This window comes from Acinetobacter radioresistens DSM 6976 = NBRC 102413 = CIP 103788, from assembly GCF_006757745.1.
GTDB classification, from domain to species: Bacteria; Pseudomonadota; Gammaproteobacteria; order Pseudomonadales; family Moraxellaceae; genus Acinetobacter; species Acinetobacter radioresistens.
Genome location: NZ_AP019740.1, coordinates 304,023 through 317,479 on the forward strand (window position 1 = coordinate 304,023; position 13,457 = coordinate 317,479).

Here is a 13,457-nt window from a genome sequence, read left to right on the forward strand (position 1 = left end):
TAATTAAGGCTCCATGGGTTTAAGCTGTGCATCTTCCGGAACAGCAGGTTCCAGACTATGCTGTTGCTGAATTTGTCGCCATTTATATTCCGAGATGTGTCCACCTTCTAGTGTATTTTCACTGATCATAAATGGAATCAGATTGGCATTTCGGTCTTTATTCTCGCCGCCATATTTTGTTTCTGGTACATAACTGGCATCGTAAGGTTTAACACTGATGACCTGATTAAGCGGACCACGTTTTAAAATCGTATCTGCATAAGCCTGATCATTTTGAATCTGCAGTGCCGTATTATGGTTATAGCGCTGGATCGGTGCAGCAAAAACCACATAAAGGATCAGAAGCAGAAGTAACAGGTACAAGGTTTTATCATTACGTACCGGCGCTGTTTCAGGTAAAACCTTATACGCTTCGAAAGCAATTTCACGTGGGTCCATTTCTGGTGTAGTGGCTCGCCAGAACAGGATGAAGCCGACCCGGACAAAAGCAATAATACTGAGCAGGCTGACAATCAGCAGGCTTGCAATAATAATTCCCTGCTGCGGATGATTAGCGGTTGCCTGTAAAATAAATAGCTTGCCAAAAAAGCCGCTAAATGGCGGTAAGCCAGCCATCATCATACCAATGATCAGGTAAACCAGAGCAATGGTCTTGTCCTGTTTCATTTTTGGTGACACATCCAGATGATCTTTAAACTCGCCACGTTGCGAAGTTATCCAGCCACACAGCAGATAAAAAGCAGCACCAATCAGAGTACTGTGCACCAGGTAATAAAGAGCCGCAGACCAGGCTTCGGTATTAAACATCGAAATGGCAATCAGCAGAGTACCAATTGAAGATACAATCATGAAGCCTACGAAGCGTCGTAAGCGTTCAGCACCGATTGCTCCGATAGTGCCATAAATAGCAGTAATAATAGCAAGTGGTAGAAGCCAGCTTTTAAGTGCAGTCTGGGCAAAATAATCATCAAAAATAGTGCCATTTACCCTCAGGATGGCATAAATACCTACCTTGGTCATGATGGTAAATAATGCGGCAACGGGTGTAGTGGCTACAGCATAGGTTTTAGGCAGCCAGAATCCGACCGGAAGTAACGCCGCCTTAATCGCAAATACGGCAAACAGAAGCAGGCTACCCGCAACTGCCAGTTGATGCTGATCTGGTGGTAATGAAGGTACAATTCGCGCTACATCAGCCATATTCAGACTGCCTACACTGCCATAAATAATTCCAAGTCCAATCAGGAACAGGGCAGAAGCCAACAGGTTAATCGTGACATAATGTACCCCAAGCTGAAAACGTGCTTTCCCCTGACCATGTAGCAGCAGTACATAAGAGGCCATGAGCAGTATTTCAAAGAATACAAACAGGTTAAATAAGTCACCCGTTAGAAATGCGCCGCACAGCCCCATCAGCAAGAAGTGAACCATGGCATGAAAATAACGTCCACGGGTATCCCAGTCCTTGCTGGCATACCAGAGCAGAGGCACCGCCAGGGTATAGGTAAGCACTAGCATCATGGCAGATAACTGGTCAAGAACCAGAATAATGCCAAAGGGCGCGGCCCATTCACTTAAATTATAAACAGTAATGCTGCCTTGGCTGGCCTGTATAAAATAGCTGATGGCTGTAGCAAACCCGGCAAGTGCAGAAAAGTAACTGATACCGCGTCGCCAGGGCTGACGCCAGTCTTGCGCTAACTCTCCTGAGCCCGGATTTCCCAACAATAATAAGAGAACTGCTGTAAATAACGGAATCAGAATACTAAAAATTGGCGTATGAGCATGCCAGAAACTTAAGAAATCAGACATTATGGCTCATCCCCGCGCGCATCAAGATTGGGTGACGGGTCATCCTTAGCATCGACATGGTCAGTTCCTGATTCATAGCGACTACGCAAAGCTAGCTGTACAATAAAAGCAGTTGTCGCGAAACCGATCACAATAGCTGTCAATACCAGTGCCTGAGGCAATGGATCTGTGACTCTTACAGTCTGTGACAGAATTGCCGGGGCATTAAGCTGAATACGGCCAGTTGCAAACAAAAACATGTTAACGGCATAACCAATAACTGCCAGGCCTAAAACCACGGGAAAGGTACGCGCTCTTAATAACAGATAGACCCCTGTAGCAACCAGTAGACCAATCGCAGAGGCAAGTAAGAATTCTAAACTGATCATGGATAATTACTCCCTTGGCATCGGTCCTGACATGCTGGAATGTCTGGAGTCGCCTAATACAGAAATCATCAGCATGGTAGCGCCGACAACAGTTACATATACACCTACATCAAATGCCGCAGCAGAAGCTAAGTGCAGTTCACCTAGAACGGGTGGAGAAATATAAATGTGAGCACTGGTAAGAAATGGCCGTGCCCAGAACCAGGCAGCAATACCAGTCAGACCTGCAATTAATAGGCCCACACCAATCCAGACTTCGTAGAGGCGCCCGGAACGGACTTTAAGCATCTGTTCAGTCTGGTCCTGACCCAAGGCTATGTATTGAATAATTAAGGCCATTGCAGTAATCAGCCCGGCAATAAAACCACCTCCTGGATAATTATGACCGCGTAAGAAGATATACAGACTTACCACCAGGGCAAGAGGCAATACCCAAGACGCCGTAGAGCGCAACATCAACGGTGAAGGATTAAACCGGAAGGTCAGGCCTTGAGTCATGGTGGTGCCATGTGCCCGCATACCATCCATCAGACAGAGCACACCAATTGCCGCAATACCCAGAACGGTAATTTCACCAAAGGTATCGAAGCCACGGAAATCAACCAGGATGACATTCACTACGTTTGATCCGCCTCCAAGCGGCAGCGACTGCTGGAGGAAAAACCATGAAATAGATTCATGGTCACGGGTTAATAATAACCAGGTAATCCAGCCAATACCCAAGCCCGCTACAATGGCAATCACAGCATCACGCCAGCGCCGTGTCCGGCTTGATTCGTATGGTGTAAGCTGAGGCAGTAAACCCAGCCCCATCAGTAAAAGTACGGTGGTCACTACATCGACTGTAATCTGGGTTAATGCCAAATCAGGTGCCGAAAGTCCCACAAACACCATGGTGACGACTAAGCCAATAGCACCGCTGATAAGGACTGCCTTGATACGCTCATGATGAAACCACAGCATCATCCAGCAGGATGAGAACAGTAATAGCCATAAAACGATAGCAATAGCAGGTGCATGAGTAAGTTCGCGTGCTCCAGTAGTCAAGCCCTGATTAAATAAAGGGGTCATCACCAGTGCGATACTGAATAAGATGATCCAGAGCAGATAATTTTGTAATGACCCAGACTCAGTCTTGCGTTTAAGTCGACGTGAGTTGATTAATAGGTATTTTAGAAAAAGATCAAACAGTACCCGGCCTTGTAATTTTCCAAGTTTCGGGTCCAGATCAATTGAGCGGATACGACCATTTTTAGCCAGGCCAAAGTATAGCCCTGCACCGGCGGCCAGAGCGATGATACTCATAACCAGTGGCAAGTTGAACCCATGCCAGATGGCCAAATGAGCACCTTCAAATCCTGGTTGCATTAAACTGGCACGTGTAACTGAGTTAATAATATCTTCAACCAGTAAGGCTGGAGCTATACCTACTAAAATACATAAGATTGCCAGCAGTAACGCAGGTGCCCGCATTCCAAATGGCGGTTCATGTGGTGAGCGGTTTGGTACCGCTTTACTTATTGGTCCATCGAAGAACACACCATGAACCAGCCGGACAGAGTAAGCAACTGCAAATATTCCGGCTAAGGTCGCCATGATGCCAAAAATTATTACAACTGGGCCTGAGAGATTAGCCAGTAGCTCTGTAAAGAACATTTCCTTAGACAGAAAACCATTGGTCAAGGGGACACCAGCCATTGCTGCAGCGGTAATCATGGTTAAGGTGCCGGTAAATGGCAGGAATTGCCAGAGACCACTTAATTTTCGTAAATCACGAGTGCCTGATTCATGATCAATAATTCCAGCAATCATGAACAATGCAGCTTTGAACGTTGCATGGTTAATAATATGGAAAATAGCAGCAGCAACAGCCAGCGGTGAGCCGATGCCTAACAGGCAAACAATCAGTCCCAAATGGCTAATGGTAGAGTAGGCCAATAGACCTTTTAGATCTTCTTTAAAAATGGCAAAAAAAGCTGCCATGGTTAATGTAAACAGGCCAATAAAAGTAACAATATTATGATAAAGCGCAGCCCCCACAAAAATGGGTGCCAGTCTGGCCAGTAGAAAGATACCAGCTTTCACCATAGTGGCCGAATGTAAATAGGCCGAAACTGGGGTAGGTGCTGCCATGGCATTAGGTAGCCAAAAATGAAAGGGAAACTGGGCACTTTTCGTAAATGCACCGAGTAGAACCAGTAATAAGACTGGTACAAAAAGAGAATGGTTCTGTATCTGCTCCCGCATAGTTAAAATCTGGTCAATTTCATAAGTGCCAGTAATATGTCCAAGCAGAACAAAACCACCGAGCATTGCCAGTCCACCCATACCGGTAATCGTCAGTGCAATACGTGAACCACGCTGGGCGGCTTCATAGTTGCTCCAGTAACCGACCAGCAGGAATGATGAAATACTGGTCAGTTCCCAGAAGGTCACCAGAAGAATTAGGTTATTAGATAAAGAGATGCCCAGCATGGCTGCCATGAACAGCATGAGTAGACTGTAGAGCTTGCTGAGGGAGTTTTTAGGACTAAGATAGTAATAGGCATAAATATAAATTAAGGTGCCGATACCGGTAATCAGCAAGGCAAACATCAGCCCTAGTGCGTCAAGACGCAAGCTCAGATTCAGTCCCAATTCGGGTAGCCAAGGCCAGCTTTCTGAAAAAACCTGACCATTTAAAATACTTTTTGCGTGAGTCAGTAATAAGCTAAAACTGGTTAAACTGACTCCAATCGCCCCTAAAGCTGTTACCCCGCGCGAGAATCTCTTCAGCCACGAGACAAGGGTGGTGCCAAGTATTAAAGGGAGCAGTATAATAATCGATAGCACACTCGTATCCATGTCATGATTAGGTCGAGACCTAAAGGTGAACCTTATCTTTCAAGGGTTTATAGGAGATCAATGAGATATCCAAAGCTTTAAATCTTGAAAGCCGAAACTTGTATGTAAATCAGAAAAGGACAAGTTGTATTGCGCAACTTGTAAAATGCTATAGCAAAACGATCAATAATCTTACTATAAAAAATTACGTAAAATTTGATTTTATTACACGAAAATAACAACATCAAAGACTTATGTGTTACGCCTGTTTATTATACGCGACTCATTCGTGATCCCAAGATTTTTTTCATATTGCTAAGGCAATTGCCTGTTTAATAGTTTCATTACCAGGTTTATTTAAAATCAGCATCAGATATAGGAAGTGAATAGGAACCGTTTTTTATCAAACGTAAAAGCTCTTCGTATTCTGTAGCTGAAAGTTGCTTAATCAGCTCAACAATCTGGGGCAAAGCCGAGCACGCTGCCTCATTTGTATTTGCTGAATCAGGTAATGTTTCTTGTCCCTCTAAGTCCTGATAGAGAGTAGTGAAGCCAGTCCAGGTGGTACTTTCTGGCTTTTTATATAATTGCCTGTTGTCTAAACGCAGCGCGTATAAGGGATTGGTCTCCAGCAGCTCACTCTGGCTGGCAGTAGCAATAATTTGTAGCCTTGGAAAAGCCTGCTTCAAACCTTCAAGTATGTAGTGCGAGCTTTGCAAATCTAAATGTGCATCTATATTGTCAATCAGCAAAATACCTTCTCCTTCAAGACATGGATATAGACTTAGCGGGTTTAATAAACAAAGGCGGCGTACTATATCTCCGACTAGGGCAACCCAGGTTTTTAAAGTGCTGGAGAGCTGCTGGAACATCAACGTTTTTCCTGCATAGACGACCATCAGCTGTAATTTGGGCTGATACTCCAGATAAATCTCGGTTAATTCTGGTAAGACTGTCTGAAGGCTATGTTTTAAAGCACTGAGACAAGGGGCATAGAGCTGTGTCTGAAGCTGGGAGAGTCCATGCTGGAACTCTATAGTGGATGCATGATGTTGCTTGAGCAGCTCATGAAAAAGCTGGGTAGTCCGGGCATTTTCAACATCACTGACTTCACGTAACCATTCGAAAAAGCGTATAAAAGTGGTGAAGGGTACTGATACCAGATCGTATGCTGAAGCCGCTTGAAAAATGGTCGGAATATTTTTGCTCAGCAAATTGGTTTCATTGGTAAAGCGCTCTGCCGGGTAATAGGCAATTAGCGGTAAACCCAGCATTGGATCCTGTCTGATCGCCTGCTGGTACAGCATAACCATCTGTTCAAGCTGCACAGTTTCAACTTTGCTGATACCTGTGCCTTGAGTATTAAGAGTTTTATACAATTGCCATGAACACAGAGACGAGCTTGTGGCTTGAACATTACTACTTTCAGCTAGGTTACCAATTTCGGCAGGTATACTCACCTGTATATCGACTTTGGCCTGCAGCCGGTTATGCATGATATCTTGGTCCTGAATAACTACGCCTGCAGTTCTGAGATCTTTTAAACGTGCAGGAAACCAGGTCAGTGCCTGATAGATATTTTTAAGGATTGATGTTTTGCCAGAAGCCTGATCACCAATGATCAATGTCAGTGGCTGCTCATCAAGTTCCAGCTGTAGGTCAGTAAAATGGCTGATATGTTTTAAACGGACAGACTTGAGCTTCATATGCCCCCGGCATAAGTTAACCCACGGAGCGGCGCAAACTTTGAGGAGCCTTGAGCTTGAGCTGCTGGATCAGGTCATAGATATGATGAATATTTAAGCTCACTTTAGCACGTGTACATGCGACGTATAGTAATCTTAGCTCTTCATCACTGATTTTATGTTCCAGTCCATTTATTTTAAACTGGTAATCATCTTCAATATGGACACGGTTCCACTCCAGTCCTTTTGCCTTATGTGCAGTTGAAATTACATAATCGGCCTGCTCAATCGGGGTAATTTTGGCTAGTGCCCTCTTGAGTGGATCCGTACCATGATCATCCACCAGTTTGACCAGCGGTTTAATATCACTTCCTTCATTAGTTTCGCAATATTCGTGAACATCATGCCAAGAATTAAACCAAGCCAGTTCAGGCACATCGGTAACTCGCTTGCCCTGTTTAAGCAGGCTGGCTGCATCGACAAAACGATTCAGTTTAAGATGGTCAGCCTGTAAACTGACTTTATCTCCATGTACTAAACCGGCCAATAGCAGCTCCATCGCCCGGGCATTGGTCCGGCATAAGATAGCATCCCGCATTTTAATATGAGGCTTGTTAACTACGCTCGACTTTAGCTCAGGGTTTCCAAGAAGGGGCACAGTTTCATCTAATGCACCCAGCAGATAGTTCGCTACCTGTGCGATCTCGTTTCCAAAACGGAATGAGGTGGTAAGACGGGATTCTGGCAAGGGAAGCTGCTGCATGGCGTTAATAGCCCCGCGCCAGGCATAAATTTGCTGATGGGCATCTCCCACATAAATAACCTGGGTACTTTTCTGTTTAAGTAAAATTCCAAGCATCAGCGGATCAGCATCCTGAGCTTCATCAAAGAGGACATAGTCAGCTGGAATATACGGCTCAGACAAGGCCCAAAGCTTCAGGTAAATATCATGCCCGATACCTGCTTGATGATTGGGATCAATTGATTCTAACCAGCGCCGTTCTACCGCAGGATACAGATGTTGCTGTAGAGTAATAATATCATCTGCATGTAACCAGCTTGGAGCCTGAATATGTCGTGGTGCCGGATATTGCGAACTGGTTGAACAGAAAAAGCTGACTGCATTGGCAACCAGACTCGCCAGACGGCTGGGCATGAGTACATACTTCTCATAGCGTCCGCCCATTAAACGACGTAATGTAATAGGCTGTAGCCGGTATTCTTTAGCAATAAAACTGGGACTCAAACGTGGTAGACGCAGTTTATCCGTCACACCACGCGGTACGCTACGAAAAGCCAGCGAGTGAAAAGTACGGCAGTCGACATTACGGTGAAATTTTTGCTGTGCTTCAGCGGCAATTGCCTTGTTAAAAGCCAGATACATGCCACGCCTTTGTGGCATGGCATCGCTGATCATCTGTAAGGTTGTGGTTTTACCTGTTCCTGCATAGGCAATCACTTTAAAGGATTGGCCAAGACGGGCATTGTCTATGGCGACAGCCTGCTCATAAGTGGCTTGAGGTTTTTCTTGAATAGACACAAAACGCCTTAATGTTGGCGGCTGGCTTTTTCAACCAGTCCGGATAAACCCTGGCGACGTGCCAGTTCATTGAGTACCAGTTGCGGCTCCAGATCAAAATAACCGAGCATTAAAATAGTATGGAACCAGAGATCTGCTGTCTCATAGACCAGATCATTGCGATTGTCCTGGTTGTTTAATGCAGCGAAATCTTTTGCTGCAAGCAGGGTTTCTACACTTTCTTCACCAACTTTTTCCAGAATTTTATTTAAACCTTTATGGTAGAGTTTGGCGACATAAGATGAGTCAGGATCAGCTGCTTTACGCTCACGCATCATCCCACCCAGATAAGATAAAATCTCTACCTGTTCGGATTTAGCATTTGATGCAGACATCACTGCTGTATGTGTATTCTGTGTTTTCTTATTATAAATCTGCTCTGGATCTTTGAGCTGGGTATCTACAATTTCCCAGCCATTGGCTGTAAGTTTTCGATAGAAACAGGATTCACGTCCAGTATGGCAGGCAATTCCCCCATGCTGTTCAATCTGCAAAACAATCACATCAGCATCGCAGTCCAGACGGATTTCATATACAGTCTGAAAATATCCAGACTCTTCACCTTTATGCCAGAGTTTCTGACGTGAACGTGAGTAGTACACAGCCTGCATTTTTTCAGCAGTAAGTGCCAGAGCTTCGCGATTCATCCATGCCACCATCAAAATACGGCCAGTCTGATGATGCTGTGCAATAGCAGGTACTAAACCTTGATCGTTAAATTTTACTTCATCGAGCCACTGCAAATTATTCATGAATACATCACCGCAATAAAAGATGGAACCGGTGAAAAGACCGGCAGGAATTTTTATGAGGCTATAGTGTACGGCAAAGCACGGAAGATAAGAACGTTATCCAAGAAAAAAACGACAGGATTAGACGCCATGAATATTTGATCCTATGGCGTCAGTCAAGAAAAACTAAAACTGATTTAAAATTATTTTACTACCCGCCATAAAGCTAAGAAGCTAGCAAACGCAATAAGCAAAACCGACAAATACCATGGCGCAATGATGGCTATACTGAGAAAAATAGCTATGAGGCTGCCGAAAATCCAGCTACGTCGCTGCTGGTGTTTCATTTGCAGACGCATACCCTGTAACTCACGCAGTTGCTTTTCATGCCAGGATGACTGGTTTTTTAGTCCATTAAGACTGTCAATCAATAAGCTTGGTAAATCTTGTGCACCCAGTAGCAGGTCTGGAATTTGTTGACCTATTTCCTTAATATTCTTAACGGGATGCATATTTGCCTTGATCCAGTCGGTCAGGATGGGTTTGGCCAGTTTCCAGATATCCAGCTGTGGATACAGGTCAGTACCCAAACCCTCCACGTGAACTAATGTTTTAAGCAAAAGCATCAGTTGTGGTGGAATTTCCAGATGAAACCTGCGGGCAATGTCCATCACCTGAATAAGAATACCAGCAAAGTCCAGTTGATCCATTGGCTTGGAAACCATTGGCCCGACAGTACGGCGCATTTCACGAGCCAACGCATCCTGGTCCGTACCTGGAGGGATCCAGCCCGCCTGATGCACAATCTGGATCAGCTGCATAAAATTACTGTTCATCACGGCCAGCAGCATTCGTGCGACAGTCATCTGGTCATGTTTGGAGAGTTCACCCATAATCGCGCAGTCCAGTGCGATAAAGCGTGGATTCTGCGGGTTGATAGTTTCCACAAAGACATTGCCCGGATGCATGTCAGCATGGAAAAAGTTGTCACGGAATACCTGGGTAAAGAAAATGGTTAATCCCTTTTCAGCCAGATCGGCCCGGTCCATCCCCATACGGTCAAAGGTGGCCGTATCTGAGATTGGAACTCCCGTAATACGCTCTGCAACCATTACATCCGGACTGTCCATATAGACTTCCGGCACATACATCATGCTAGAGCCAGTAAAATAATGACGCATACGACGCGTATTATCAGCTTCCAGAGTAAGGTCGAGTTCGTTCAGGATAATCTGGCGATAATCCTGGATGATTTCAGATAAATGCAGGGCACGTGCTGCTTCAATCCGGCTTTCCAGCCAATGGCCCAGCCAGGCCAAAATTTCAAAATCCTGTAAAATCTGCACTCGGATATCGGGCCGGGTTACTTTAACGACCACTTCACGGCCATCATGCAAGGCAGCTGTATGTACCTGGGCAATTGAAGCAGCAGCCAGCGGCTGCTCGTCAAAACGCGCAAACAGGGTATATATATCAGCTCTCAGGGATTGCTGGATTCTTGATTTAGCCACCTCAACTGGAAAAGGCTTGACTCTGTCCTGCAACAGCACCAGCTGTGCCAGAATCTCGGGTGGTATCAGGTCGCGACGGGTAGAAAGCAGTTGTCCCAGCTTGATTGCTAATGGCCCCATGTCTTCTAGGGCTTCTTTTAGCTTGAGCGGGTTTTTACGTTCTTTACTCGACCATGCAGCCGGATGCAGGCGGATTAAATTTAGTATAGGACGGGCTTTGACAGGTATTTCTTCCGCGGGAACCAGGGTGTCGAGTCTGTAATGGGCTGCGATACGCCAGAGTTCGAGTAAACGTGTAACGTGCGGAATCATAGAGAGTGTTACCTAGTCTTGTTTTTGGACTGATTGAGACAAAAGCTGAGCTTGAAGCTGCTGAAGACGTGCTTCTAGACGGTCAATATTCTGGTTAAGTTGCCGGGTAGAGTGATGTAGCTCATCCATTTCCCAGCGGCCTGCAAATAGCCCGCTATCTTCTTTGAGTGCATCTTCGGCAAAAAAGAAGTGGCTTTGCATTGAACGCTTTAAAATTTTAGGTGCAAGCTGGAGTTTGCCGAGCTCATGTGCCAAGGCCGGACCTATCCATGGGGAAAGATGTGCTGCCAGATCAGGCTCGGCCTGCTGAATAATACGCTGTAACTCCTGTAGCAAGCGATAATCACCTTGTACCGGAATATTACCGATCTCTTCTGCCAGAAAAAGTTTAGCCAGTTCAACTATATTTTCAACCTTTAAGGTTGCTGTCGCTTCACTAAAAGCATGTTCTGGATCAAAAGGACGCTGTTCAAAAACAGAAGACTGCTCCGGATGCCCGGTAATAGTTGGTTCCAGCCGCACCTCATCTTCATCGAAGCAGATATCTACAGACAGCTGCGGTGAAGCAATTACAACCCTTAGCATTTTGCCTTGTAGCTGGTTAAGCTGAATACGTGTCAGTGAATCCAGCTCAATCCAGTGATGAATGACACGCTCGATAGCACCCAGTGCTAAAATCGACCACATACCGTTCTACCTTTTAAAGTTTAAATCCACGGTGTACCGCAACAATACCACCCGTCAGGTTGTGGTAATCACAGTTTTGGAATCCGGCATTTTCCATCATTGTTTTAAGTGTACGCTGGTCCGGGTGCATACGAATGGATTCAGCAAGATATTTATAGCTTTCAGAATCATTTGCAACCAGTTTGCCCATAAGCGGCAGGGCAGTGAATGAATATAGGTCGTAGAGTTTTGAAAAAGGCTCAAATACCGGTTTAGAAAATTCCAGAACCAGCAGGCGGCCGCCCGGTTTAAGTACACGGTACATGGCTTGTAGCGCTGCATCTTTATCTGTCACATTACGCAGGCCAAAACTGATAGTCAGCAGGTCAAAACTGTTATCTGCAAATGGTTCCAGTGTTTCAGCATTAGCGAGTACAAAATCGACATTAGTACAACCCGCATCTAGCAGACGGTCACGTCCAACATTGAGCATGGATTCATTGATATCAGACAGAACAACATGACCGGTAGGGCCAACTTCACGGCTAAAAACTTTAGCCAGATCACCTGTGCCGCCTGCAATATCTAGTACATGCTGGCCGCGACGCACACCTGACATGTTAATTGCAAAACGCTTCCACAAGCGATGAATGCCGAAAGACATCAAGTCATTCATGACATCATATTTGCTGGCGACCGAATGAAATACTTCTGCAACCTTTTGTGCCTTGTCTTCAGCACGTACACTTTTATAGCCAAAGTGAGTCACTTCACCTACGTTGCCGGTGTTGGCACCACGTGGCAGGTTATATTTAGGTACCTGGGTATTGGTTGAAGTATCAGTCAGCTGTTGTTGTAGGGATTGCTGCTGGCCTTGAGGTGCACCTTGCGGTAAAGGCTCGGTTAAGAACGGACTGACTTTCTCTGTATTGGATACCGACTCAGTGGCTGGGCTGGATGTAGGGTTTTCATTAGACATACGAGTCACTCCTGAACACAGAAATAATAAATCTTGCAGTAGATTGCATGATGACAGATTCTTGCCATTTTTACAGCGTTCATCTTGTAATTGCTCGGAATAATATACAGAAAACATCTGTTGAGTTATCTTTTATCCGGTTTCTAGCACAGATTATATTTTAAACGGATCTGCCTTGCCTGAATGAACATTGTCGATGATTTGCCGTTCTTTCTCGGTGAAACTATGAATGAAAGCAGCAGCTGATTTCATGGGTTTCATAGCCATAAACCCCTCCCCAATAAAATCGTACATCAGCTGGAACTGGTATTTTTGCGCTACGCCTTTACACATTTTGAATGCAGTATGCATAACAAAAGAACGCATGTATTTATCAAGATTTAGCCCCAGTTCATCAAGTAAATCAAGTTGATGGTAACGCGCATCTGACTGATTTAATTTGATTAATGTCAGACGCATCATTTCATCATTAATAGGCTCCTCAGCCGGGTAGTCTTCAAGAAGCTGTGCAGCCACCTGTTCATCAAGCTGCATTGCCAATACTGCCAGACTGACGGATTTCAATCCGGTTCTGATGGCATTTTCAGGCAATAGCTTCTCTGCTTTATGTGCATACTTGAGTAAGCGTTCAATCTGTTTAGCCAGATCATCAAATTCTGGTCCGCCATATAGACGATTTAGAAAATATGTAGCCATCAGCTGGTTTTGTGGCTGACTAAAAAGTCCCTGATGCGTAGATTGGATTCGGGCTTTAAGCCAGGCTTGAGCCTCGTATAAACGTTTTTTTAAAGCAGGATCCTGATGATAGCTTAAGTCATTATATTGTTTTAAAAGCTGGTCAAGGGCGTCGAGTTTAGACATGAGATAACACAACCCAGTTTAAATATAAAAAAAGAAAAGCATAGCCAGAGTTTAAATCAGGTGCTATGACAACATTATTCTGGACTTATTAAAAAATAGTCAGTCAATCTATAAAAGATGCGCTAAATAA

10 protein-coding genes are annotated in these 13,457 nt (G+C 44.8%); all 10 read right to left on the reverse strand.

Going from position 1 to position 13,457, the window contains the following annotated elements; genetic code table 11:
- Nucleotides 1-3: 3 nt before the first annotated feature.
- Nucleotides 4-1,812 carry a monovalent cation/H+ antiporter subunit D gene (locus ACRAD_RS01430; protein WP_005023088.1) on the reverse strand — a complete coding sequence of 603 codons (1,809 nt, stop codon included), beginning with the start codon at nt 1,810-1,812 and terminating at the stop codon, nt 4-6.
- Nucleotides 1,812-2,180: a Na+/H+ antiporter subunit C gene (locus ACRAD_RS01435; protein ID WP_005016960.1), complete on the reverse strand. Its 369-nt coding sequence runs from the start codon at nt 2,178-2,180 to the stop codon at nt 1,812-1,814. Before ACRAD_RS01435 ends, ACRAD_RS01430 begins: the two co-directional genes overlap by 1 nt.
- Before the next feature lie 6 nt (nt 2,181-2,186).
- Nucleotides 2,187-5,024: a monovalent cation/H+ antiporter subunit A gene (locus tag ACRAD_RS01440; protein WP_005023090.1), complete on the reverse strand. Its 2,838-nt coding sequence runs from the start codon at nt 5,022-5,024 to the stop codon at nt 2,187-2,189.
- A gap of 332 nt (nt 5,025-5,356) precedes the next feature.
- Nucleotides 5,357-6,709 carry an ATP-binding protein gene (locus tag ACRAD_RS01445; RefSeq protein ID WP_005023092.1) on the reverse strand — a complete coding sequence of 451 codons (1,353 nt, stop codon included), beginning with the start codon at nt 6,707-6,709 and terminating at the stop codon, nt 5,357-5,359.
- A gap of 16 nt (nt 6,710-6,725) precedes the next feature.
- A complete protein-coding gene (locus tag ACRAD_RS01450) occupies nt 6,726-8,228 on the reverse strand; it encodes a UvrD-helicase domain-containing protein (RefSeq protein ID WP_005023095.1) in 1,503 nt (500 codons plus the stop codon).
- 8 nt (nt 8,229-8,236) lie between these two features.
- Entirely contained in the window at nt 8,237-9,019 is a 783-nt protein-coding gene (hisIE, locus tag ACRAD_RS01455; RefSeq protein WP_005023099.1) for a bifunctional phosphoribosyl-AMP cyclohydrolase/phosphoribosyl-ATP diphosphatase HisIE, read from the reverse strand.
- Nucleotides 9,020-9,201: 182 nt separating this feature from the next.
- Nucleotides 9,202-10,821, reverse strand: a complete 1,620-nt coding sequence (locus ACRAD_RS01460; protein ID WP_005023100.1) for an ABC1 kinase family protein — start codon at nt 10,819-10,821, stop codon at nt 9,202-9,204.
- A gap of 12 nt (nt 10,822-10,833) precedes the next feature.
- Nucleotides 10,834-11,508, reverse strand: a complete 675-nt coding sequence (locus ACRAD_RS01465; protein WP_005023103.1) for a ubiquinone biosynthesis accessory factor UbiJ — start codon at nt 11,506-11,508, stop codon at nt 10,834-10,836.
- A gap of 13 nt (nt 11,509-11,521) precedes the next feature.
- Entirely contained in the window at nt 11,522-12,466 is a 945-nt protein-coding gene (ubiE, locus tag ACRAD_RS01470) for a bifunctional demethylmenaquinone methyltransferase/2-methoxy-6-polyprenyl-1,4-benzoquinol methylase UbiE (RefSeq protein WP_005023106.1), read from the reverse strand.
- Between the two features lie 153 nt (nt 12,467-12,619).
- Complete coding sequence (locus tag ACRAD_RS01475; protein WP_005023108.1) at nt 12,620-13,327, reverse strand: FFLEELY motif protein; 708 nt, start codon at nt 13,325-13,327, stop codon at nt 12,620-12,622.
- Nucleotides 13,328-13,457: the final 130 nt, after the last annotated feature.

Bases quoted from the DNA above. Each gene is read 5' to 3' on its own strand.
- ACRAD_RS01475 (WP_005023108.1), bottom strand. From the start codon at position 13,327: ATGTCTAAACTCGACGCCCTTGACCAGCTTTTAAAACAATATAATGAC.
- ACRAD_RS01440 (WP_005023090.1), bottom strand. From the start codon at position 5,024: ATGGATACGAGTGTGCTATCGATTATTATACTGCTCCCTTTAATACTT.
- ACRAD_RS01445 (WP_005023092.1), bottom strand. From the start codon at position 6,709: ATGAAGCTCAAGTCTGTCCGTTTAAAACATATCAGCCATTTTACTGAC.
- ubiE (WP_005023106.1), bottom strand. From the start codon at position 12,466: ATGTCTAATGAAAACCCTACATCCAGCCCAGCCACTGAGTCGGTATCC.
- ACRAD_RS01460 (WP_005023100.1), bottom strand. From the start codon at position 10,821: ATGATTCCGCACGTTACACGTTTACTCGAACTCTGGCGTATCGCAGCC.
- ACRAD_RS01435 (WP_005016960.1), bottom strand. From the start codon at position 2,180: ATGATCAGTTTAGAATTCTTACTTGCCTCTGCGATTGGTCTACTGGTT.
- ACRAD_RS01465 (WP_005023103.1), bottom strand. From the start codon at position 11,508: ATGTGGTCGATTTTAGCACTGGGTGCTATCGAGCGTGTCATTCATCAC.
- ACRAD_RS01430 (WP_005023088.1), bottom strand. From the start codon at position 1,812: ATGTCTGATTTCTTAAGTTTCTGGCATGCTCATACGCCAATTTTTAGT.
- hisIE (WP_005023099.1), bottom strand. From the start codon at position 9,019: ATGAATAATTTGCAGTGGCTCGATGAAGTAAAATTTAACGATCAAGGT.